Genomic DNA, 22,914 nt, shown 5'->3' with positions numbered 1-22,914 from the left:
CCTTTTTCATCATTGGAGACATTAAAATAGATATCGAGAGGACGGATATAGATATCTAATTGTGACTTGCCGGTATCAACGCCGACATTAATGTTTTGCAGTGTATTTGTATTCATAATAAGCTAACTCTTGCTTGCTAAATGCGGGTTCGAGACCCAGAAGACTATTCGAGTGTGGTGCTTGGAGTTCTATCTGACGTTCGCTCTTGTTATCGGTCTCTCGATAGAGGAGCCACACTTCAATCGAACTATCAGATAGAGAACTTTAGTTGCAGCTAAAGTCTGGGTCTCACTTTACCCTGATTCGTTAGTTATTATCCATACAAGACTTCAACTAAGCCAGCACCATCTTTGGCTTGGCACACATAAATTGACGCGGTTAAGCCTGTCGCTGCTTGATATTTTGCTTCAACCGTTGCTTTTACTGCATCGACCAGCGCTGGCGGAACGAGAGCAACAATACATCCCCCAAAACCACCACCCGTCATACGTACGCCCCCTTGAACACCAATCACGTCTTTGACCATCTCAACTAAGGTATCTATTTCCTGTACGGTGATTTTGAAATCATCTCGCATCGATGCGTGTGATTCCGCCATCAACTCGCCCATCCGCTTCATGTCGTGCGCCCGAAGAGCCTGAGCAGCAGCCACCGTACGATCGTTTTCCGTGATGACATGACGAGCACGTTTTGCGATCATTTCATCCAGTTCAGCGACTTTCTCGTTAAACTGCTCAATCGTCACATCACGCAATGCTGCCACACCAAAGATTCGGGCCGCCTCTTCACATTGCTGACGACGAGTGTTGTATTCGCTATCAACCAAACCGCGTTTTTTATTTGAGTTAATGATCACAACCGCCATATCTTCTGGCATCGATACCGCTTCAGTGTCTAGGCTACGACAATCTAATAGCATGGCATGATTTTCACGTCCTTCAGCCGAAATCATTTGATCCATGATGCCACAATTACAACCGACAAATTCGTTCTCTGCTTGCTGGCCGTTTAACGCAATGTCTGCTTGACTAATTTCGAGATTGAACAGCACCTTAAACGTTTGACCAATAACCACCTCCAATGCTGCAGATGAACTCAAGCCGGCACCTTGAGGTACGTTGCCACTCACTGAAATGTCTGCGCCAGTAAACTGGTATCCGCGAGCCAAAAGACACTTCACCACCCCACGAATGTAGTTGGCCCACATTTTGTCTTGTTGGAAGAGAATGTCTTCAGTGATATCAAACTCATCAATCTCGTTACCGTAATCCACTGATACCACGCGCACGAGGTTATCCGTACGCTTTGCTGCCGCCACCATCGTTTGATAATTAATGGCACATGGCAGGACAAAACCATCATTGTAATCGGTATGTTCACCAATTAAATTCACACGACCAGGTGCTTGGACAATATGGTTAGGTGAGTAACCAAACACTTGCGCAAAAGACGTTTTCACATTTTGAATTAGATCAGACATAGTAAATTCTCAAACGGTTTAATTGTCTAATCGCAGCTCGAATCTCAAGCCACGATTATCACATCCCTTAAATAGGTAGAGCTGCAACAAGGCGACAAACGAATTCACTCCGAAAGCATAGATTATTCATATACAGTTGATTTATTCATTCGTCAGGCAACCTACAGCTTCAACAATGATCGAAATTATTGTTCTTTATAGTGCACATCACTGACATCGCGTAGACGTTGCGCGGCTTGCTCAGCGGTTAAATCACGCTGGCTTTCTGCTAGCATTTCGTAACCCACCATAAATTTACGAATGGTGGCACTGCGCAACAATGGAGGATAAAACAGCGCATGCAATTGCCAATGTTCGATGTTGGTTCCCGGTTCAAAAAACGGCGCGTAGTGCCAACCCATTGAATAAGGGAAAGAGCATTGGAAAAGATTATCGTAACGACTGGTGAGTTTTTTGATGGCAACAGCAAGATCATCACGTTGTTCACCGCTGAGTTCACTCATACGACGAATATGCGCTTTCGGTAGTAACATCGTTTCGAATGGCCATGCTGCCCAATAAGGCACTACCGCAAGCCAGTGTTCCGTTTCAACGACGGTTCGTGAACCATCTGCTCGTTCAGCCAATGCGTAGTCGACTAACAAGTTAGTACCATGTTCTTGGTAGTACGCCTTGAGATTATGCTCTTTACGCTCGATTTCATTGGGTAAAAAACTGTTCGCCCAAATTTGACCATGTGGGTGCGGCTGAGAGCAGCCCATTGTCTCGCCTTTATTTTCAAACACTTGAACCCATACGTACTCTTTACCCAAGGTTTCGATTTGCTCGTTCCATGTATCAATTACGTTGCGAATTTTATTAACGGGTAGCTCTGGCAGCGTTTTGCTATGGTCAGGAGAGAAGCAAATCACTCGACTTAAACCACGGACGCCTTGCGTTTTGAACAGTGGATTGTCCGACTCTGGCGCATCTGGAGAATCCACCATCAATGCAGCAAAGTCGTTACTGAATACGTATGTGTCCTTGTAATCTGGATTGATATCGCCCGAGATACGCTCGTTAGTCGGACAAAGAAAACATTTGTCATCATAATTTGGCAACTCATCAAGCGCTGGCTTTTCGTCAGCGCCACTCCAAGGACGTTTTGCACGATGGGGGGAAACCAAAATCCATTGCCCCGTCAGCGGGTTGTAACGGCGATGAGGATGATCCACAGGATTAAATTTGATATTTGACATCTGACTTACTCAACTTTTAAAGATTCTTCAAATTGAGCTTCCCAACAGCGTGAGAAGCACAGTAAACAGCAATGTGTTCAATTATGCTAAGAATAGCCATTCGGATTTTTAACTTGCCAGTGCCACGTATCCGCCGTCATTTCAGCTACGTTACGCGTCGCTCTCCAGCCCAATTCACGCGCTGCTTTCTCTGTACTCGCCCAGCACTGAGCAATATCACCCGGACGACGTGGGCATGTTTGATAAGGGATTGGTTTGCCGCAAGCCTCACTGAAAGCGTCAACCATCTCAAGTACGCTAGAACCTTTACCCGTACCTAAGTTGTAAATGTGCAACCCCGATTTCTCTCCCACAGACTGAAGTGCCGCAAGATGTCCATCGGCCAAATCCATCACATGAATGTAGTCACGCACACCTGTACCGTCTGGTGTTGGGTAATCGTTACCAAATAGAGAGAGTTTTTCTCTTCGACCTACCGCGACTTGTGCAATAAACGGCATCAAATTATTGGGAATACCTTGCGGATCCTCCCCCATCAGGCCCGATGGATGTGCGCCGACCGGATTGAAGTAACGCAGTAAGGTAATGCTCCAGTCGTTTTCAGCGTGGAGCAGATCACTTAGGCACTGCTCCACCATATATTTGCTACGACCATATGGATTCGTTGTAGATCCTGTTGGAGAATCTTCGGTGATAGGTACAATGTCTGGGTCACCATACACTGTCGCCGACGAACTGAAGACGAGACTTTTCACTCCGGCTTTACGCATACTACGCGTCAAGACCAATGAACCATTGACGTTATTATCATAATACTCAAGTGGTTTTGCCACCGATTCACCAACTGCTTTGAGGCCCGCAAAGTGAATCACAGCTTGAATATCATGCTGCGTGAAGACTGAATCTAAAAATGCCTCATCACGTACATCACCATGATAAAAGATTGGTTTCTTTCCTGTTAACGCATCAATTCGGTTTAACACTTCCACTTTTGCATTACATAGATTATCGATGATAATCGGTTCAAGGCCCGCCTCAATCATCTGAACACAAGTATGGCTGCCAATGTAGCCCATCCCACCAGTAATCAAAACACTCATAAACCCTCTTACTCTTCAACGTTGCCTCAATGACATTCAGTCTATCAGTAGAGAGATCTATTTTTCTGTGATAAAAACCTCAAAGTGGTAACGTTTACACAAGATCATTCAAATGAAATAAAATAAACATTTAAATCTTCAATTTTAAAGACCAAAAATAGTGGTAACGATAACAATAAAAAGCCAAAAACCAAGATAGGGAGGCAAAAAAAAGCCCGATATGCAATCGGGCTTTCCAGCAAAACAGCACCACCTTTAGAAACCTAACGGTAATCCAAGTGTGAAGAAACCAATCAGTAATACTGTCCAAGAAACTAAGAAGGCAACAGAATAAGGGATCATCATCGCAATCACATCACCAAACGATAGCTCCGGTTTGTACTTACGCATAAAGGCTAAAATAACCCCAGCATAACTCATCATCGGCGTAATGATATTGGTTGATGAATCCGCAACACGATAAGCCGCAGCCACTAAATCTGGCGTCATATTCGGGTTTACTTGATACAGCATAGGGATAAAAATAGGGCCTAATAGCATCCATTTCGAAGTTAGACCACCCACAAAGAGGTTAATTACCGCCGTGGTCAGCAAGAAACCAACAATCAATAAGATCGGGAATTTTTGCAATCCAAGAGATTGTAAGAAGGTCGCACCCAGATAGGTAATATAAGTGCCAAGACCGGAATAGCTAAGTAAAGCCAAGAAGTTATAGCAGAAAAAGGTCAAGACTAAGATATAGCCCATGGTGTTCATCTGCTTAACCATCGCTTGTACAACGTCTTGCACTTTCTTGAATTTACCGCTCGCGACACCAAAAAACACACCAATAATGGTGAAAACTAAGGCAATCAATAAAATGACATTATTCAGGTACGGCGTCACTTCACGGCCAGAGGTATCAGTATAGGTTGCTAATGGGCCAACAATCAGTCCCCACACCATTAATAGCGCAAGAATTAAACCCACTCCTGCAGCGCGTAATCCCTTTTGCTCTTTCTTAGTGACTTTAAAGTCGTCTAAATTCAAGTCTTCGGGAAGCTGATAACTCATCTTTTCTAAGCGTGGAGTAACGAAACGTTTCGTCACCCAAGCACCAACAATGGCAAGCAAAATGGTGGAAACAAAAATAAAATAATAATGCATTGTTGCAGGATTAAGCGCCTCTCCCGCCGCATTCACAAACGGCACACCTTGCGCCTCAGCAAAGACTCGGGCATTAACGCCGATGATCACGTCTGAAGGCGTAGCTGGGATCAAGTTGGCACTAAAGCCGGCAGAAACACCCGCAAATGCCGCGCTCATACCGATTAGTGGGTTTTTACCTAAACCAGCGTAAAGCATACCAGCTAAAGGAATTAAGACTAAATAACCAGCATCACTGGCGATCGAACTCATGATCCCTAAAAAGACCAGTAGCAAAGGTAACCAACGATCACTGATTTTAGTGCCAACTCGTTTGATCACGGTGCTCAATAAACCGGAATGCTCGGCAATGCCGACACCAATCATGACGATCAGAATGACACCCAATACACCGCCACCAAAGGCTAGCCAGTTTTGCAATAACGCATTATCAAATACCCAACGCACGTGCTCGGTTGCCAGCATGTTTTTAATGCTGTGCGTGGTGCTCGCGCCATCCGCCCCCGTGGTTACAAACTGCACACCGTTCATCACCCCAGTGAGGAGTAAGCAGACAGCAAATAGCACCATAAATATCACAATAGGGTCTGGGATTTTCTGTCCCGCAAGGGCAATAAAACGCAGTACACCACGGCCTTGCGTTGATTCCTTATCCGCGATTTCACTCATTGATTTCTCTATCCTTATGTCATCCATTAATCATTGCCATGCTCAAACTACTTAGCGAAACACTCTATATCGACATCAATCATCACTATAAATGAGGAAAAATAGCCATGTTTTACGCTACCATCACAGTAAGTAGAAAGAGAGTAAGCTGAGTTATTGCAATGAGCTGAGTGGCTATCTCAATAGACAAATGGTGGCTATTGTCCATCAGCTCAGCATATATCACCAAGTCAATTGCATTCAGCTTGGTAATGCTGCCGCAGAGTAAATCAAAAGTTAATGGGACATTTCAAGTATTATCGACCAATAAAGGGTAGAAAAGCTTAAAAATTAGCACTGATATCATTATTTGTTGAAGAATCAGATAAAAAGAAAGGAGAAAGAGTCAGTATCGGGCTTAACTTTTGTACCGAATGATCCTCTTCAATAGTGGCTCGATTAACGTTGAATCGTCTAGTTAACGATTTAGAGTGTTCTGAATGACAGCCACTATCGCTCGTCGATGACCTAATGCGTGACGACTAAAAACGGCGCAGCCATAACTAGGCACTGCGCCGCGGGTTTATCTCACAAACCATAAACACGTTGTGATTATTAACCTTTACTATCTGCCTGCCCTTGGGGGTTGGTCACAGAAAGAGTTTTACCTTGGAGCTCTTTAGGTAAAGCAAGCGTGAACGATTCCCACATCGGCATACGGCGACACATATCTTGTTTAACGCGTATCACTGATACCGTTGCTGCTTGTCGATGAATTGAATCGATTTGTAGCGCAAAATGATCTGCTTGACTGCATCCATTACCTAGCGCTTCAAAGGCGATATGATTGGGGTTGACTTGATAACTCAGTAGAGGAATTTTATCTCCAACCACTGGGTCAGTTGCTGCACTCTCAGCGCCGCTGCAAGCGCTCAATATGAATACTAATAATGTACTGAATACGACTCTTATCACAATCTTACTCCTTTACGAAAACGGAACCAGCCTAGTAAGCCTAACCCAAATAAAGACCAACCGATACTGCCGCCTGAGCCGGAAGAAGAAGGCAAGGCTGGTTTATCACGTTCAAACACCAAGAAAAGCGATAATTCATCATTCAAGCGGTCAGTCGTCACTACTAACTGTTGTACCTCGCGAATATCATCCGGTTGAGTAAACAGTTTGTTGGAGGCTGATGTGACACGGATACTACAGCTATCAGAAGGAGCCAAAGGCGCATCAATACAAGTATTGGTTGTTATGGTGAGCTTGGAATCAGGCTCAAGTTCTATATCAAGAATAGATAATGCCGTATCAGAGGTATTCTCTATAACAAGCTCTTCTTCTACGGTTGGTTGAGTCACTTTACGATAAGTATATTGGGTATAACTGATACCCGATTCTTTTATCTCGGCGATCCAATCTTGAAAATAAGCAACATTAGCATAAACTCCATACGCGTCTGGCTGAGCACAGCCATCTCCCCAACTCACCACACCTACCTGCTCAATGCCACCATTATGGCTGTACACTAATGGGCCGCCACTGTCCCCTTGACAAGAATCTTTACCGCCCTCACTAAATCCAGCACAAATGGCATCATCACCAATATCGCTATAATCACCACCAAGATTTTGGCAATCATTTCGCAAGACATAAGGCAAATCAACTTGTCTCAGCACTGATGGATATTCGGGTGTTTGATTGCGATCTGATATCGTATTTCCCCAGCCCATGACTGTTAGAGGTTGCCCTTTCGAAAGCTCTCCTCCGGTTGTTTTCAGCGCTACTGCGTCAGCATTAGGTTTCGACTTTAACTCAATCAAAGCAATATCATTGCTGTAATCACTAGGATCAGCATAGTTTTCATTCACATAAACTGCTTTAATCTCGGCACGTTCACCTTCAATGCTCGCTTTAAGCAGATCATGCACACCAATATGCACATGGAAATCGTTAAAGTTGATTCTCTCCACACAGTGGGCAGCGGTCAACACCCAGCCATCACCTAAGTAACTCGCTCCACAAAATTGGCCTTGATAACTGTCGCTTTCGCGATTTCTTACCAGTGCGGTCATAAAAGGCCATTGCTCTTTTTTTGCTTCATCTCCGCGAATAATACGACTCGAAAAACTGGTTTGCCCTTCTGTCGATTCTGTTGCCACTACTGGCCCAGCAACCAATCCACCGACCAATCCACCGATCAATAAAAGACCTATTGTGTTACGCATAAATAATCCTTACACCTCATCCTTATGATATGCATCCAGTGTAATTTTAGTGACTGATAAATACAGCAACTTTTTGTATTGGTTTGTATTTTTTAAACATATCTGGATAACGTCGCTTTCATTAAATAGCTTTCACCTATCAATAGGATAGACACAAGCAATTTTCCTTTATCAACTCAAAGTGGGAATATACTTACCGAGCGCAACACATTGCGAAATCAAAAACTTACAGAAAAGGAAAGTAAAGAATGATTAACACTCAAATCAAACCATTTAACGCAACTGCATACAAAAACGGTGAGTTCGTAGAAATCACAGAAAAAGATGTTCTCGGTAAATGGGCCGTGTTCTTCTTCTATCCAGCTGACTTCACGTTTGTTTGTCCAACCGAACTTGGTGACCTTGCTGATCACTATGAAGAGTTACAAAAACGCGGTGTTGAAGTGTTCTCAGTTTCTACTGACACTCACTTCACTCACAAAGCATGGCACGACAGTTCTGACACGATCGGCAAAATCAACTACTACATGGTCGGTGACCAAACTGGCAACATCACCAATAACTTCGGTGTGATGCGTGAAGGTCAAGGCCTAGCAGACCGCGCGACTTTCGTTATCGATCCAGAAGGTGTTATCCAAGCGATGGAAATCACCGCTGAAGGCATTGGCCGTGATGCACAAGACCTAATGCGTAAGATCAAGGCGGCTCAGTATGTAGCTTCTCACCCAGGTGAAGTGTGCCCTGCAAAATGGAAAGAAGGTGAAGAAACGCTAGCGCCATCTTTAGACCTTGTAGGCAAAATCTAATTCTAATTAACGCTGATAGCGAACCTGTGGTGTTAAACCATATCCGCAAGCACAGACGTTAATCGATTAAGAGCAGGCTGGGTGTTTTACTCTGACGACCTAAATGCCTAGCTTGCTCTCTCTTAAAAACATTCATCCAGAGTGGCCATTTTTTTCAACGTATTCGACAAGGTGTTTCTATGTTAGACCAAGCGATTAAACAACAATTAAAACAATATCTCAGTAATCTGAAACAAGACGTCCGTTTAGTGGTCAGCCTCGATGAAAGTAAAGCAGCGCAAGACATTCTTGCCTTGGCTAATGAAATTGCTGAACTCAGCCCATTAGTTTCGGTCGAGCGTGACGATAATGCCAGTGCGCGTAAACCTATTATGACGGTCAGTAACCCAGACAAAGCAACCCAATTAAGTTTTGCTGGTGTGCCTATGGGCCATGAATTTACTTCTTTAGTTCTTGCCCTGCTTCACTCTGGCGGCCATCCAATGAAACTGGAGCCAGAAGTCATTGAGCAAATTGCCCAGTTAGACAAAACATTAGACGTAGAGATTTTTATTTCACTGTCTTGCCAAAACTGCCCTGATGTCGTGCAAGCGTTCAATATGATGTCGGCAATTAATCCTGATATTCGCACCACGATGATCGATGGCGCTCTATTCCAAGATGAAGTCAAACAGCGCGACATTATGGCGGTGCCAAGCGTATTCGTAAACGGCGAGCTGTTTGGCCAAGGGCGCATGAGCCTAACTGAAATACTGCATAAGTTAGACGATGGCGCCGCCGAAAAAGCAGCGGCCAGCCTCAATGAGAAAGCCCCTTACGACGTATTGGTGGTTGGCGGTGGTCCAGCTGGTGCAGCAGCAGCGATTTACGCGGCTCGTAAAGGCATTCGCACCGGTATTGTTGCTCAGCGTCTTGGTGGTCAAGTAATGGATACCATGGCTATCGAAAACTTTATCTCGGTCAAACATACTGAAGGTCCGAAGCTTACTGCTAATTTGACTGAGCATTTAAAAGAGTACGGCGTTGATATTATTACTGAACAGCAAGCCGATAAATTAATGGGCGCAGAATTTACCGATGATGGACGTATTCATGTCGGCTTACAAAGCGGTGCTAGCCTTAAAAGTCGCAGCGTGATTTTGAGCCCAGGTGCTCGCTGGCGTGAAATGAACGTACCAGGAGAGCAAGAATATCGCAATAAAGGCGTGGCTTACTGCCCACACTGTGACGGCCCATTATTTAAAGGCAAAAGAACCGCAGTGATCGGTGGTGGTAACTCAGGTATTGAAGCAGCGATTGACTTAGCGGGTATCGTTGAGCATGTTACGGTACTGGAGTTTGCTGATACTTTGCGCGCTGACCAAGTATTGATTAATAAAGCGAATTCATTGCCAAACGTTGATATCATCACGATGGCGCAAACCACTGAAGTGATCGGTGACGGTACCCGAGTGACCGGATTGAACTACAAAGATCGTCATACTGATGAAATTAAACACATTGAATTGTCGGGGATCTTTGTGCAAATCGGTTTAGTACCGAACACTGAATGGCTGAAAGATTCAGCGGTTAACTTATCACCGCGTGGTGAAATTGAAATCGGTAGTCGTGGTGAAACCAGCCTTGAGGGGGTATTTGCTGCTGGTGATGCAACAACGGTCCCTTATAAACAAATCATCATTGCGATGGGCGAAGGAGCTAAAGCCAGCTTAGGCGCTTTTGATTACTTGATTCGCCAACAGAACTAATCTTGGCTTAACACAACCAATATGACTCTTACGACGCGGCTGACTCCTTTTCTAGGTCGCTGTCGTGAGAGTCTTTTTTTGTCATGAATTCAATAGCGATCTGGCTTTTAGTCTAATTTTTAGCAGAAAAGCTCAGCATCAACCTTTACCAACTGCTAGTCATGCTGATGATACGAACAAAATCTCCGCGCTTAGCGCTTTATTGATACGTTTAGGTTGACATTTCAGCGTAACTTTTTAGCATGAGGTTTTTCCTTGATGAGAAATTTTTCATGTCAGACACGACTCAAACTGAAGCACCGATCGTTAATTTGGATACCGTATCCCCTGAACTGCGTCAGGTGATTGAATTTGACCAAGTACCCGAGCAAATGTACAACATGGTGGCTTCGATTCATGAAGTCTCAGAAGAGGTCGTTAGAGAAGCATGGAATAGCCTTCCTGCTAGTGCGCAAAACATTCTTGATAACTTTGAGCAGTTCCATGCACTGATCTCAGTAAGCCAAGCGTTTGCCGGCGTCAATGTAATGGAAGAGTTTCCGACACTAAAATTACCTAAAGACATGAGTGAGCAAGACAAAGAAGAGTACCGCGCCGAATTGCTCGATCAAGTCTTACATAACTGTGTTAAAGACATGGTCAAACAAATCAAAAAAGCCCGTCGTGATCCTATTTTAAAACGTGATTTTAAAGACGTGTTTGTTAAATAGTTCAATAACCATTGATACCTAGCTCGCCGTTATCTAACCGTAATCGCGAGCTTTTTTATTTTCTAAACACTCACGTTATTTCGCTTCACCTATAGACCATCCCTAATAGCCTGTTGTCATCCCTTCTGGTTTCTTTTATTTCGTCATTATCGACATAGCCTATACTCATCTAATAAGCCGTTTCTCCTATCATTAATATAAATAAACGCGCAATGGAGCGAACAATTACCAACCAACACCTTCAAACGCGCATTAAATATGATCCATATCAAAAAATCACACGTAACAACTGCCAATCTTGACCATTTAATGGTTTCATACGAACATTAAAAGACAGAAACGAACACAAAGGCCATCAAAATGAAACAACAGCACAGTTCAACGCAATTTAACGAACACCAAGTGTTAGATATTATCGTGGTGGGTGGCGGCATTAATGGTGCCGGCATCGCCGCCGACGCCGCTGGGCGTGGTTTAAAAGTCGGGCTCTATGAAGCACAAGATTTTGCCAGCGCTACCTCGTCAGCCAGCTCAAAGCTAATCCACGGTGGCCTACGTTATCTCGAACATTATGAGTTTCGTTTAGTGAGTGAAGCATTAGCCGAACGCGAAGTCTTACTTAAAAAAGCACCGCACATTGTCACGCCGATGCGTTTTCGTCTTCCTCATCGCCCGTTTCTTCGCCCGGCATGGATGATTCGTGCGGGTTTATTTCTGTATGACAATTTAGGCAAACGCACTTCACTGCCGGGGAGTAAAAAAGTCGCCTTGCAGGCAGGCAGCGTAATGAAACCTGAAATGTCGGTCGGTTTTGAATATTCTGATTGTTGGGTAGACGACGCTCGATTGGTGATACTGAATGCGATGCAAGCTAAAGAGCTCGGCTCGGAAGTGATCAATTATTGCCGAGTAGAAAAAGCCACTCGTGAAAATGATATCTGGTCTGTTACGCTCTTTGATGAGCGAACGCAAACGCGCTTTGTACGTAAAAGCCATGCCTTAGTCAATGCTACCGGGCCTTGGGTTAAACAATTTTTAGATCATAATATCCAAGTCGATTCCCCCTATGGCATTCGTCTTATCAAGGGATCACACATCATTGTGCCGAAAATTCACGATGAGCCACAGTCTTATATCTTACAAAATGAAGATAAACGCATCGTATTTGTTATCCCTTATTTGGGTAAGTATTCGATGATCGGTACGACAGATGTCGAATATAAAGGCGACCCAAGACAAGTCACCATTTCAGCAGAAGAGCGTCAATACCTGATTGATATCGTTAATAAGCATTTTGCGAAAGAGATCGCCGTCAGTGATATCGTCTCTGAGTTTAGCGGTGTACGTCCTCTGTGTGATGATGAATCAGACTCACCACAAGCGATTACTCGTGATTACACCTTATCTCTCGACCAACACGGTGATGAAGCTCCACTGCTGTCGATTTTTGGTGGTAAGCTGACTACCTATCGTAAATTGGCCGAATCAGCGATGAAACAGCTTGCGCCCTTCTTCCCACAGATGAAACCAAGTTGGACAGCACAATCTGCTTTACCGGGCGGGGAAGCCTTTGCACGCGATAAGCTACTGGCCAAACTGCAACAACAGCTGCCATTTGTCAATCAAGCAATGTTAGAGCGCTGGGTCACTAACTATGGTACGCGCTGTAATACCATGCTTGATGGCGTGCAAAACCAAGCGGATTTAGGTATTCAATTTAGTGATGACTTGTATCAAATCGAAGTCGATTATTTGATTGAACATGAGTATGCACAGAAAGCGGATGATATCTTCTGGCGTCGTACTAAATTAGGTATCGATCACGATGTGACCTGTGTTGAACAAGTAACACAATATTTAGCAGCTAAGGCAGAGGCAGACACTAGCCAACGGGCCGTTGGTTAAGCCCCTTCAATACAGACAACCATGATTGAACCACCGCCTTACGCGGTGGTTTTTTTATGCGATGAATTTATTTACTGTTCCGAAGGACGTAACTGCTCTAACTGCTTCTTAAACAGTGCTGGCATGGTGTATAAAAGCAGTAAGCGAATGGCATGATTGACCATCACAAAAGCGGGTTCTAAACCGAGTAATAACGCCACCGCAGTCATCGCTTCAACACTGCCGGGCACCCAAGATAACAGTAACACTAACCAACTCATACCCAGTAGATGGGCAGCAATCCAAGATACGCCTACGGCAACCATTAAGCCAATCAGGGTGACTATGACCCCAGCTTTAGAATAAGAAGCCGCTTCACGCAATGTCGTTTCTGCCAAACGCACGCCAATTAACACTCCCAATAATGCGGTAGCAAATAGCACCAAATTGATCGGTACCGCAAAAGAAAATGTAGGGACGAAACTATTAAAGGCAGCAGCGATCAGTAATGAGGCCAACATATAGGGGGCGGGAATCCCCAGCTTTATCGAGAGTTTGCCACAAAGCATACTTAGGCCAACAATAGCCCCTAACATTAACCATTGTTCACTGCCCATCAACGGATGACTAACCGCGATACGGGTACCATTAAGGGAAATGACCCCCGCTAATAGGATTAAAATAATTAACCGAACTGAATGAGCATAAACCACTTTACTCGATGGCTTACTCCCCGACTCACTGATCACCAGTATCGCCGCCATCGCACCGGGAATGGCGCCCAATAATGCTTCAAACGGGTGCCAACCTTCCCGTTTATGTAGCCACCAAAAACCGCCGCCCGTCTGTAACAGTAGACAGACCATTAATCCAGTCACTACCGAGACATTCAGGGTTTGCCCTAACTCAATCAGCGAAATCGTCGCCCCAACACTGATCCCCAATATCACCTGCACAAACATCAACAGACTTTTTGGTAAATTCAATGTTATCTGCGCTTGCTTACGCAATAGCACCACCACGATAGCCGCGATAAATAACTCGCTTAACGGCAAGGAAAAAAAGCTTCCCACTAACATGGAGCACAAAGCAATTAGGGTAATCACCACTAGGTTAAAGCTTATTATTCGAGTGCACATACTGACTCCCACTTCACAGATAACACCGCCTATCACACGGCCATGCTTGGATGAAAACGGCTCCAGCTCACAATCAACACCCCAGCGAAAGCTAGCCAAATCAACGTCGATAAACTCAATGTCCAAAGCAAAGAGAAGTGATAGCTAAAATAATAAATCGCTAATAGATAGGCAGCGTAAGGGATCAAGGAATAGAGGCCAAATAAGGCGGTTAAACGCAGGTCAGCCATGGTGCGCTCAGAGCCAATAATATAATGCGCAATCAAAGCAAAAGTCGGAAACAGTGGCACTAAACCAGCAATGAAAAAACTTTTACTCTTCGAGAGAAGAGCAATAATCAACACCGCTACTGCGCCCAGTAAGCATTTCAAAAACAGAGCCAGCATGGCATTCCTCTCTCATTTTAACGCGTTGCTTACTATAACCAGTTGTTACAAGATGTAAAGATTAAGTTCTCAACCCGTGAAAATCGACAGTTACACTTGAAAAGCTTTTAATTCAATCACGTTGCCTTCTGGATCTTCAATATAAATCGAACGCCCAAAACCTTGTGCGCCATAACGAGTGTCAAAATCAGAATGCGGAATCTCGTGCTGATCAAGAAACGCTAATAAAGCCGCCTCTTCGAGTGGAGAGACTTGCAGGCAAATATGCTCAACATTTCGGCCATCTTGTTGTGGCGCTTTACCGCCTAATTTACCCAACTCACTGTCAACAGTAACGATATCAATTAAAGCTGAACCAGCTCGTAGCTGAATCAATCCCACTTCATCGGGTAAAGTGCGTTCTATCGGACAACCAAGCACGGTGCCATAAAAATAGAGCATCTTATCTAACTGAGTGGTGCGTAATACCACATGATCCAAACCATGGATGGTTAACATTATCTTCTCCTTATTACTATGTGTATTGGTTTTGCATCTAGAATTATGGTTCGCGAGTTAAGTTGAGTATAATCCGCCTCCTTATTTGACTAACCGTTATTTTCCATGAAGCTAAGCCAACGCCTACAACACATTGAGCAACTGATTACCCAGCCTTATGATCATATTTGGGATTGCTGTTGTGATCATGGTTGGTTGGGACAAGCGCTATTAACGCGCCAAGCGGCTAGCTGCATTCATTTTGTTGATATTGTCCCCGAGCTGATTGACGTGTTACGCCAGCGCCTTTCTCGCCACTACCCTAATCAAACTCAGTGGAGCGCCGACTGCATCGATGTAGCAAGGTTGCCGCTTGATAAGCATCATGGTCGTCATTTAGTGATCATCGCGGGTGTCGGTGGTGATTTAACCGCGGAGTTGGTGAGCAAAATCATCACGGCTCATCCAAACCAATCGATCGATTTTATACTTTGTCCGGTTTATCATACCTATCGCTTAAGACAACAGTTACGTCAGTTGTCCTGCCAGCTGTATCATGAAAGCCTTGTCGAAGACAACCGCCGCTATTATGAAGTGCTGTATATCGCAGCCCCATCTTCTACTGATAATAACGCACCAACGATCAGTCTGGTGGGCGACTCACTCTGGCAAGTCAAGACCCTCGCCGAATATCAGCAGGCGCAAAGATATTTAACCACATTACTTGGCCATTATCAGCGTGTTGAAAAAAGCCACCCTGAAAAAGCCGCGCTAATTGTCCGTGCTTATCACTCCGTTTCAATCAGGTTAGCAGAATGAAATACCAGCCCTAAACTGGGGAGCATCGATAGCATGCGGTAACAAGCATAATAACGCCATTACCTCATTATGATTTCCCTACAGTTTGTCGGTGGTTGGTCACCGTATTTAGAGTTACACTGGATGAGTAATCTCTTCCCTCAGGCGATTTGATTTTCAAACCGCAGGGACAACTCACGATTAAGGAACCAAGATGATCAAGCAAGGACAATCTTTACCTGCGGCAACACTCAGCCAACTGACCGCAGATGGTATGGTTAATCATAATGTTCAAGAATTGTTTGCGGGCAAAAAAGTGGTCTTATTTGCCGTCCCAGGCGCATTTACCCCAACCTGTTCAGAAGCCCATTTACCTGGTTACGTGGTTCATGCCGATACTTTCAAAGCGAAAGGTGTTGACCTGATTGCCTGTGTTGCGGTTAATGATGCATTTGTAATGAAAGCATGGGGCGAAGCGCAAAATGCCTCTGAACTGTTAATGCTTGCCGATGGTGATGCCAGTTTTACCAAAGCTCTGGGGCTTGAAATGGATACTGCTGGCTTTGGTGGCATTCGCTCACAACGCTATGCGATGATCATTGAAGATGGGGTGGTCACCACCCTCAATGTTGAAGAAGCGAAAACATTCGAAGCCAGTAAAGCAGAAACCTTACTTGCGCTACTGTAATCAACGCCTAAGCCACCATTGATCATACTTATGGCCCCAAAACATAATGGGGCCAATTCATTTCTTTGGCGTATCGCTATTGTGCAAATGAATTTAATTACTCTCAAGCCTACAACTCCCTATACGACTGACATACAATAACGCTTCCTTTTAATATTACATAAAGTCGGAGCGAGATAAGTGAGCGCAAAATATACCCATCTAGCCTGGCAACTCAACTGTGCAAGCGCAGCGGAAAAACTGGTGTTATTAATGCTTGCCGATAGCACCGATGATATGGGCTATGTGACAGTTAACCTAGAACATATGGGGCCACTCTGCTGCTTATCTACCTTTGGTTTAGCCGAATGTTTACGTTCTTTGTGTGAGCAGCAACGGCTTGAAAAAATCAAAGTAGACTATCGTCATGGTCATGAACTGCATATTTTCCAGATGCGAATTAGTGATCAAGAGCACCACCCTATGACGATGAAATCACCTGCACCTGCACCTGCACCTGCACCTGCACCTGCACCTGCACCTGCACCACAGGAAAACTTTCCTAATCTGCCAAAGCAAGCGTTACAATATCGCAATAACTCATCTAATTTACTGCAAGGGAACGCGATTGCGACTCATGATTTGGATGAGAGTGAAATCCCTATGTGGGCAGAGCGGGCTTTTAAATTCTCTGGCATTAATAATGATCATCTATTAGTGTGGAAAAAATTTGTTCTCTGGCACAAATCTAAAGCCAGCGAGCTATTAACCGTCGCCCGATTAGAAAACAAACTCCAGTATTGGTTGACCAACGAGAAACTCAATGAAAGACAGCAAGCGAAAACCTCTGAACATTCAGGAAATCGAGAGCAAACTACGGGAAATGGGTATAAACCAAAGCTTAGCCCATCTGAGCGCTTCCGACAGCAGCTTATCCAAAAAGGAAAAAAGCCCACCTTCTGAGCCCATCGTGGCCGATAGTGTTCATCCTGAGGAACCTTCCGACTGGTGCTTACATGTTTTTGGCTCGTTCTTGAGTGTTTATGAAACTCAATGGGAATATCAGTATGGCAGTTTGCCTACAGGGAAATTTGTTGATTTCGCTGAATCGATTGACCCTAATAGTCTCAACCGAGTACTTAAACATTGTCATGAACGTATTCAGTTGGGCAATAGCTGGCCACCACAAATGGGCGAGCTTTGGGTACTGCGTGATGCCCTTACTGCCGAAGAGCTACTCGACAGCCGGATCCGCGTACTCTCTCGCGAACCGGAGAATAATATTGAGAAATGGTTAGTTCAAAACAAGCTGTATGACTTAAAACGAGTGGCGGAAGCCAAGTTAGATCAACTGTTTAAGAAATATTATTTGGAAGCGAAAAGACTTGAAGAAAAAGGGAAGTTAGTCACTGAATTGCCTAATAATTTACTGCCGTCCCATTCAGTGAAAAACGTTAATGATCTCAAACGGGAAGAGTATGAGCAACAGCACGGGAAAACGCTCAACCCACGTATTCAGCAGATCCTTAACAGCAAACGTTGAAGACTACCATTTCTTCACCAGTCTACCCAATAAATTAGGATGGTAATGCCAACAGTGATCAAACATGGTCATCAGTTCGGGATTACCATGACGAGACAAGGTTAACGCATGGAAGCGGTTTCGGTTTCGTTTTAAATCCTCGACCTGCTGCAAAATCGATTCGTTCTGCTTGGGAGCAATAAAGTCTGAAATCACCATCAGATCGGCATTTTTGTATCGCTCACCTTGCATCAAGCTGATCGCTTTTTCTAACGCTGGCTGCAAATCGGTGCCACCATGAAAGGTATAACTTAAAAAATCACTCGCTTCACGCAGACCATCTTGTCGCGTGAGCTCATAGACAATCGCTTGTGTTGAAAACAGCATCACAAAACAATCACGATCTTCGGCTAACGCAATTTGCATCAAAGCGTAAGCCATTGCTTTGGCACACTGCTCAGGAAAACCTTTCATTGAGCCTGATGCATCAATAGCAATAATAAACGGCCCCTTTTCTAATTCTAACTGTGCATGCTCGGTAGATTGAGCACGAACCTTACGCAGCGTGCGTGACTTACCTTGCATACGATAGTTCATTAAGCGCTTATCTATTAGATGCTTATAGAAGATCACTTCGAGTTCTGGATGACTCAAGAAAAGAATTTCATTCGGCAGTAACTTATTGAGATCATCACTAGGGTGAATGCCCACAATATCATCGGTCGCTTGATCAGATTTCTCTTCCACCACCTCGGGATGTTCATTTAAGGTTGGATTGAGCGAAGGATCATCAATTTGACTGGCCATTCGTCCAAGTTGCTCAGCGATTTCTTGTAGCCCTTTGTGTTTTTTGAGGAAGTCAGCGTGACGCTTCATGACGCTCAGATCGGTTCGACTTAATTTAGCGGCCGCCATATCCCATAAACGTCCGACGTGATTTTCATCCCCAGCTTGAGCGACATTATCCATATTACGCAACGTTTCCATCCGCTGATACAACTCGGCATAAGCCTGTTCTTTACTCGCTTCAAGCTCAATAATCTGCGCTTGTTTAATTTCTTCGCTTAAAGCTTTATACCATTGGTCACAGAAAAAATGGGCAAACATCGGATTTTTCAGTGCGTTGTTATCTTCCATTAATTGACGAGCTTTCAGATAAAAAGGCGACACCCCTTCTAATTGCTTGACCAGTTCCGGTAGTTTACTAAAAAAGGTTTCTTCATCCCAATGAATCACTTGTTGGTAAAGTGCCATTTCAGTTTGAAAATGCTCACTCTCTGTGACTTGGGTAATCTGTTGTTTAACTTGACTATGCCACTTCGCTAAATGATTTTTTACCGAGGCACGAATACCATCATTTTCAACCATCATCATTTGTGAGCGTGCTAATAAATCATTGACGGCGGTTTCAATAATGCCAGATTCCGCGATGGCTAAAACAATATTCAAGCTGTCTGCACCGAGCATAATCCGACCTCAATTAACTAAAAAAATCGCTTAACTGTCTAAAGCGCTGAACGGTTTTCTCAAACTCACTGTGCGTCTCTTCTAATTGCTGCTGTAGCTCATGCAATATCGACTGCATCGCCACAGGCAACTCTGGATCAATAAAGTTATGTGGTAACGCACTATGAAAATCTGAACGCACTTGACGTAAATGATGCTCCGTCTGTTTGAGTTGTGCCAACGCCTGTTCTGCTTGTTGTAACCAAAGTTGATACTGTTGCTCGTCTAACCCTTGCTTAGTCACCAAGGCTAATAACACGGAACGGTTGGCAATGTCTTTGATAACTAACTTCCCTTGTCCATCCAGTTCAATCCGTAACCGGAATACATTTGGGTTGTGATTAACGTAACCGTAAATCTCTCCCTGCCCTTGTTTAATCGCCTTTTGCAGCTCAGGTTTACTAAGATAAATCCACCGGCTATCGCCTTTTTCGGCTTCAGCAACCGATAAATTGTTTTGCAGCAATACCAGTTTAACGAGATTTTTTGTTTGCCCCACTTGATAAAGTTTAGCTTGGCTGAGATCGTATTGATGAAATTGTTTTTTTCTTAAGCCATTGGTGGTTTCTAATGACGGCTCCATGGCTAATTCACTTTCTAACGCTTGCTGAATGGACGTCAATTCAATACGACAGCGGTCAATTTGTTGCTCAACCTGAGATTGATCAAATGCATCACGTAAAGCAAACTCACGCGTCACTCGATACACCAATTCACGAGACTCGGGACTGTTCCATAAACAATCTTGTAATAACAGTAAATCCAGCGGGCTTATCTGATCGCGTCCATTAAAAAATGCGGACGCTTTCAGTAACTTTACTGACTTTTTCCAGCGACGATCAGAAACATAGACATCATCGGCCGGTAAACCGCTCTCTTGCGCCGCTTGCTCTAATTGCGCTTTTAGCAGATAGAACTTTTCAAACAGCGGATCGGTTAACGTCAGCTTATCTAATTCACTTAACCATTGATGATATTCTTGATCGGTAATTGCCAGTCCATCAGGGATTTTCGCTTCTTGTGGCGTCCCTACCGTTAACATCGATTTAAAGTTCTGTTTATTTTGAATACGATTGACAAAAACACGCACTAACATACGGTCGTATAAAGCATCAAGACCGCTCTCTTCATCAGGTAATTCATTGGAAGCCGAAATCAACAAACGCATTGGGACTCGTTCAATATCACTGCCATTTTTAAACGTCTTCTCATTAACGACTGTCAGTAATGTATTTAGAATTGCCGGTCCCGCTTTCCATATTTCATCCAAAAAAACCACTTGTGCCGTCGGCAGGTAGCCATCCGTTAGGCGTAGATAGCGACCATTATCTTTTAATTCTTGAATGCTTAATGGACCAAACACCTCTTCAGGGGTAGAAAATCGAGTCATCAAGTATTCAAAATAGCTACTACTATCAAAAGCTTGGATAAGACGTTTGGCAATTAAACTTTTTGCAATCCCGGGAGGACCAAGCAGGAAAACACTTTCACCCGTCAGGGCAGCGAGCAAACAGAGCTTAATCGTACTTTCACGCTCATACACGCCATCCGCCAATGCTTTGGCTAATTTATTAATTCTTTCTGCCAGTAACGCTTTTTGTGCATGAGAAGAAGGGTTGATCATAGAGGCGCTCCGTAACTGGCTGAGGGTACAGCGGGATTTATACATTCGTTATTAATTTGTTACAAGTTGTATTTTAAACTCGCACAGCCTTATACCAGATCTCAATAGTGAGAAAAGAGTTGAGATCAAAGTTTGCAGAATTACTTCTCAACTCATTGATGCGTAAATAACAAATTCATAGAAACGTCACGTCTGGACATCAATTGAGTTGGGGTATCCGATTAAATGGGGTAAGGTTAGTCGCTTAACGATAACCGCCCTCTGTTGATACCCTATTGCTTTTATTCATCGCTGACTGCCACGGCATTTCAACAGATAAAAATAGATTATTAGTCCATGATAAAAACCATACACCACTGGAAAAACATTGCACTGGTTGAAGAAACCATTATCTATCCAAACGGACAAACCTTGGTTCATACCACCATCAAACACCCGGGTGCCGCAGTCATCTTGCCCATCACGGCAGATAAACGAATTATCGTTATTCGTCAATTCAGACCTTCGTTAAAAAAATGGTTACTCGAATTACCCGCAGGGACCATCGAAAATAATGAAACTGCACTTGAATGTGCACAACGTGAGCTAGAAGAAGAAACGGGCTATAGTGGCGAACAATTTTTTGAATTAGGTCAAGTCACTCCAATGGCCGGATTTTGTGACGAAATACAATATCTATTTGTCGCCAAACAACTGACGAAAACACAGCGCTTTCAGTGTGATGATGATGAACTGATAGAAGTATTAAGTCTAACGATGGAAGAGCTCGAACAATACATTATTGATGGCGATATCAGCGATGCAAAAACCATCGCTTGCTTAAGTAAAGCCAAACTCTGCGGTTATGTATGAACCTTCGCATTAATTAAGGTGAGGTTTTGTGCAGTCAATCTCTCCATGCGCCAGTTATCCGTGAAACTCTGCGGTAGATCTGGTAAAACATCACAGTAATCAATCAATGAAGAAGTGCCATGACGGAAAAACGACAAGGGCGGCGCAGTGCTGAAGATGCACTGAACACTCGCTATCATATCCTCAAAGTTGCAGCACAACTGTTTTGTGATTTCGGTTATGCACGAGTCTCTTTGCGTAACATTAGTGAAAAAGCCGGAGTGTCACACAGTTTGATTCGTCATCATTTCGGTAGTAAAGAGAAAATCTGGCACAGCATTAGTGATGGCCTGCATCTGTATGTTGAGCATTATATGCGTAAGGTGATCAAAGAGATCCCAGAATCCATGCCAGCTAACGTGAAAGTCTATCTGTTTATCATGCGTTTATTGGCTCATGGATTGATTGTCAAACAACCTATCCAGCTGATTGCTGATGCCGTGCGTCAAGACGATGCGTTAATCGACTACTTTATCGATACTTCAGGTGAAATAGAACGATTAATTGAAGGGTTTGCCGAACAGTATAATCAACAATGCCCTGAAACGCCGATCAAAATTTGGGAAGTGAAATGGCAAATGATCATGTATACCCACAGTGCGGCCAGTTTAACGCCTTTTCTCAAAGAAACATGGCGAGATGAAGAAGCAGACCTCGACCAATGCTTACTCAATCACTGGCAACTGTTTAATGGGTTAATGATTCAAAAATACCGTATTACTGACGAGTACGCTTTATCTCCTCGCTCCGTCAAAGAGCTGGTTTATGATGTGCAGTATGATTGGCGAAAACAGTGCGCGCTCTCTCAGCCATCGGAAAACCTCTCCACTGACGAAGACTCATCAGCGACAGCCGATTAAGCCAATATCTAACATATAACCCCCTAAAGGCTCACGTCTTCAGGGGGTTATAT

21 protein-coding genes and 1 pseudogene are annotated in these 22,914 nt (G+C 43.9%); 10 read left to right on the top strand and 12 right to left on the bottom strand.

Features of this window, described 5'->3' with window-relative positions:
• The 7 genes and pseudogenes from CAG58_RS11775 to CAG58_RS11745 all read right to left on the bottom strand — a co-directional run.
• Positions 1-116 (bottom strand): annotated as a pseudogene (locus tag CAG58_RS11775) (IS110 family transposase); the annotation flags it as partial.
• A gap of 197 nt (positions 117-313) precedes the next feature.
• On the bottom strand, positions 314-1,480 hold the full coding sequence (gene galK / locus CAG58_RS11770; protein ID WP_161425385.1) for a galactokinase: 1,167 nt from the start codon (positions 1,478-1,480) through the stop codon (positions 314-316).
• A 185-nt stretch (positions 1,481-1,665) separates the two neighbouring features.
• Positions 1,666-2,718: a UDP-glucose--hexose-1-phosphate uridylyltransferase gene (locus tag CAG58_RS11765; protein WP_161425386.1), complete on the bottom strand. Its 1,053-nt coding sequence runs from the start codon at positions 2,716-2,718 to the stop codon at positions 1,666-1,668.
• Between the two features lie 86 nt (positions 2,719-2,804).
• Positions 2,805-3,818 (bottom strand): UDP-glucose 4-epimerase GalE, encoded by a 1,014-nt coding sequence (gene galE / locus CAG58_RS11760; protein WP_161425387.1) that lies wholly within the window; start codon positions 3,816-3,818, stop codon positions 2,805-2,807.
• A gap of 255 nt (positions 3,819-4,073) precedes the next feature.
• The gene (locus tag CAG58_RS11755) at positions 4,074-5,633 is read right to left on the bottom strand and encodes an AbgT family transporter (protein ID WP_161425388.1); all 1,560 of its coding nucleotides are present in this window, start codon (positions 5,631-5,633) and stop codon (positions 4,074-4,076) included.
• 594 nt (positions 5,634-6,227) lie between these two features.
• The gene (locus CAG58_RS11750) at positions 6,228-6,587 is read right to left on the bottom strand and encodes a hypothetical protein (protein WP_050782746.1); all 360 of its coding nucleotides are present in this window, start codon (positions 6,585-6,587) and stop codon (positions 6,228-6,230) included.
• Complete coding sequence (locus tag CAG58_RS11745; RefSeq protein ID WP_161425389.1) at positions 6,584-7,843, bottom strand: serine protease; 1,260 nt, start codon at positions 7,841-7,843, stop codon at positions 6,584-6,586. The genes CAG58_RS11750 and CAG58_RS11745 overlap by 4 nt, the downstream gene beginning before the upstream one ends.
• Positions 7,844-8,091: 248 nt before the next feature.
• Here CAG58_RS11745 and ahpC point away from each other — a divergent pair, with 248 nt between their 5' ends.
• From ahpC to glpD, 4 genes are all read left to right on the top strand, one after another.
• Positions 8,092-8,649 (top strand): alkyl hydroperoxide reductase subunit C, encoded by a 558-nt coding sequence (gene ahpC / locus CAG58_RS11740; protein WP_154171137.1) that lies wholly within the window; start codon positions 8,092-8,094, stop codon positions 8,647-8,649.
• 179 nt (positions 8,650-8,828) lie between these two features.
• Positions 8,829-10,397: an alkyl hydroperoxide reductase subunit F gene (ahpF, locus tag CAG58_RS11735; protein WP_161425390.1), complete on the top strand. Its 1,569-nt coding sequence runs from the start codon at positions 8,829-8,831 to the stop codon at positions 10,395-10,397.
• A 272-nt stretch (positions 10,398-10,669) separates the two neighbouring features.
• The gene (locus CAG58_RS11730) at positions 10,670-11,107 is read left to right on the top strand and encodes a DUF3069 domain-containing protein (RefSeq protein WP_004396583.1); all 438 of its coding nucleotides are present in this window, start codon (positions 10,670-10,672) and stop codon (positions 11,105-11,107) included.
• Positions 11,108-11,467: 360 nt separating this feature from the next.
• Positions 11,468-13,012, top strand: a complete 1,545-nt coding sequence (glpD, locus tag CAG58_RS11725) for a glycerol-3-phosphate dehydrogenase (RefSeq protein ID WP_161425997.1) — start codon at positions 11,468-11,470, stop codon at positions 13,010-13,012.
• 71 nt (positions 13,013-13,083) lie between these two features.
• On the opposite strand, the gene CAG58_RS11720 is transcribed toward glpD, so the two are convergent.
• The 3 genes from CAG58_RS11720 to CAG58_RS11710 form a co-directional block, all read right to left on the bottom strand.
• Positions 13,084-14,130, bottom strand: a complete 1,047-nt coding sequence (locus tag CAG58_RS11720; RefSeq protein ID WP_161425998.1) for an AbrB family transcriptional regulator — start codon at positions 14,128-14,130, stop codon at positions 13,084-13,086.
• 32 nt (positions 14,131-14,162) lie between these two features.
• Positions 14,163-14,516, bottom strand: coding sequence for a GlpM family protein (locus tag CAG58_RS11715; RefSeq protein WP_158145020.1), 354 nt, complete (start codon positions 14,514-14,516; stop codon positions 14,163-14,165).
• Between the two features lie 90 nt (positions 14,517-14,606).
• Positions 14,607-15,014, bottom strand: a complete 408-nt coding sequence (locus CAG58_RS11710; RefSeq protein WP_004396588.1) for a VOC family protein — start codon at positions 15,012-15,014, stop codon at positions 14,607-14,609.
• A 105-nt stretch (positions 15,015-15,119) separates the two neighbouring features.
• Here CAG58_RS11710 and CAG58_RS11705 point away from each other — a divergent pair, with 105 nt between their 5' ends.
• From CAG58_RS11705 to CAG58_RS11690, 4 genes are all read left to right on the top strand, one after another.
• The gene (locus CAG58_RS11705) at positions 15,120-15,812 is read left to right on the top strand and encodes a tRNA (adenine(22)-N(1))-methyltransferase (RefSeq protein WP_161425999.1); all 693 of its coding nucleotides are present in this window, start codon (positions 15,120-15,122) and stop codon (positions 15,810-15,812) included.
• A 193-nt stretch (positions 15,813-16,005) separates the two neighbouring features.
• The gene (locus CAG58_RS11700; RefSeq protein WP_154171140.1) at positions 16,006-16,479 is read left to right on the top strand and encodes a peroxiredoxin; all 474 of its coding nucleotides are present in this window, start codon (positions 16,006-16,008) and stop codon (positions 16,477-16,479) included.
• A gap of 180 nt (positions 16,480-16,659) precedes the next feature.
• Positions 16,660-17,421 carry a hypothetical protein gene (locus CAG58_RS11695; protein WP_161439745.1) on the top strand — a complete coding sequence of 254 codons (762 nt, stop codon included), beginning with the start codon at positions 16,660-16,662 and terminating at the stop codon, positions 17,419-17,421.
• Positions 17,342-18,001 (top strand): hypothetical protein, encoded by a 660-nt coding sequence (locus CAG58_RS11690; RefSeq protein ID WP_040905069.1) that lies wholly within the window; start codon positions 17,342-17,344, stop codon positions 17,999-18,001. Before CAG58_RS11695 ends, CAG58_RS11690 begins: the two co-directional genes overlap by 80 nt.
• A 3-nt stretch (positions 18,002-18,004) precedes the next feature.
• Here CAG58_RS11690 and viaA read toward each other — a convergent pair whose 3' ends face one another.
• A complete protein-coding gene (viaA, locus tag CAG58_RS11685; protein WP_161426001.1) occupies positions 18,005-19,447 on the bottom strand; it encodes an ATPase RavA stimulator ViaA in 1,443 nt (480 codons plus the stop codon).
• A 13-nt stretch (positions 19,448-19,460) separates the two neighbouring features.
• On the bottom strand, positions 19,461-21,110 hold the full coding sequence (locus tag CAG58_RS11680; RefSeq protein WP_161426002.1) for an ATPase RavA domain-containing protein: 1,650 nt from the start codon (positions 21,108-21,110) through the stop codon (positions 19,461-19,463).
• A 336-nt stretch (positions 21,111-21,446) separates the two neighbouring features.
• On the opposite strand from CAG58_RS11680, the gene CAG58_RS11675 reads away from it, so the two are divergent.
• Positions 21,447-21,962, top strand: a complete 516-nt coding sequence (locus CAG58_RS11675; protein ID WP_154171143.1) for an NUDIX hydrolase — start codon at positions 21,447-21,449, stop codon at positions 21,960-21,962.
• Between the two features lie 119 nt (positions 21,963-22,081).
• Positions 22,082-22,861 carry a TetR/AcrR family transcriptional regulator gene (locus tag CAG58_RS11670; protein WP_161426003.1) on the top strand — a complete coding sequence of 260 codons (780 nt, stop codon included), beginning with the start codon at positions 22,082-22,084 and terminating at the stop codon, positions 22,859-22,861.
• Positions 22,862-22,914 lie beyond the last annotated feature (53 nt).

It is taken from the genome of Vibrio sp. V31_P5A7T61, assembly GCF_009904895.1.
GTDB lineage: Bacteria > Pseudomonadota > Gammaproteobacteria > Enterobacterales > Vibrionaceae > Vibrio > Vibrio metschnikovii.
This window is presented reverse-complemented; position numbering and strand designations above follow the sequence as displayed.

Bases quoted from the DNA above. Each gene is read 5' to 3' on its own strand.
- CAG58_RS11700 (WP_154171140.1), top strand. From the start codon at position 16,006: ATGATCAAGCAAGGACAATCTTTACCTGCGGCAACACTCAGCCAACTG.
- CAG58_RS11675 (WP_154171143.1), top strand. From the start codon at position 21,447: ATGATAAAAACCATACACCACTGGAAAAACATTGCACTGGTTGAAGAA.
- glpD (WP_161425997.1), top strand. From the start codon at position 11,468: ATGAAACAACAGCACAGTTCAACGCAATTTAACGAACACCAAGTGTTA.
- viaA (WP_161426001.1), bottom strand. From the start codon at position 19,447: ATGCTCGGTGCAGACAGCTTGAATATTGTTTTAGCCATCGCGGAATCT.
- galK (WP_161425385.1), bottom strand. From the start codon at position 1,480: ATGTCTGATCTAATTCAAAATGTGAAAACGTCTTTTGCGCAAGTGTTT.
- CAG58_RS11720 (WP_161425998.1), bottom strand. From the start codon at position 14,130: ATGTGCACTCGAATAATAAGCTTTAACCTAGTGGTGATTACCCTAATT.
- CAG58_RS11680 (WP_161426002.1), bottom strand. From the start codon at position 21,110: ATGATCAACCCTTCTTCTCATGCACAAAAAGCGTTACTGGCAGAAAGA.
- CAG58_RS11745 (WP_161425389.1), bottom strand. From the start codon at position 7,843: ATGCGTAACACAATAGGTCTTTTATTGATCGGTGGATTGGTCGGTGGA.
- ahpC (WP_154171137.1), top strand. From the start codon at position 8,092: ATGATTAACACTCAAATCAAACCATTTAACGCAACTGCATACAAAAAC.
- ahpF (WP_161425390.1), top strand. From the start codon at position 8,829: ATGTTAGACCAAGCGATTAAACAACAATTAAAACAATATCTCAGTAAT.
- CAG58_RS11705 (WP_161425999.1), top strand. From the start codon at position 15,120: ATGAAGCTAAGCCAACGCCTACAACACATTGAGCAACTGATTACCCAG.
- CAG58_RS11690 (WP_040905069.1), top strand. From the start codon at position 17,342: ATGGGTATAAACCAAAGCTTAGCCCATCTGAGCGCTTCCGACAGCAGC.
- CAG58_RS11710 (WP_004396588.1), bottom strand. From the start codon at position 15,014: ATGTTAACCATCCATGGTTTGGATCATGTGGTATTACGCACCACTCAG.
- CAG58_RS11755 (WP_161425388.1), bottom strand. From the start codon at position 5,633: ATGAGTGAAATCGCGGATAAGGAATCAACGCAAGGCCGTGGTGTACTG.
- CAG58_RS11670 (WP_161426003.1), top strand. From the start codon at position 22,082: ATGACGGAAAAACGACAAGGGCGGCGCAGTGCTGAAGATGCACTGAAC.
- CAG58_RS11715 (WP_158145020.1), bottom strand. From the start codon at position 14,516: ATGCTGGCTCTGTTTTTGAAATGCTTACTGGGCGCAGTAGCGGTGTTG.
- galE (WP_161425387.1), bottom strand. From the start codon at position 3,818: ATGAGTGTTTTGATTACTGGTGGGATGGGCTACATTGGCAGCCATACT.
- CAG58_RS11730 (WP_004396583.1), top strand. From the start codon at position 10,670: ATGTCAGACACGACTCAAACTGAAGCACCGATCGTTAATTTGGATACC.
- CAG58_RS11765 (WP_161425386.1), bottom strand. From the start codon at position 2,718: ATGTCAAATATCAAATTTAATCCTGTGGATCATCCTCATCGCCGTTAC.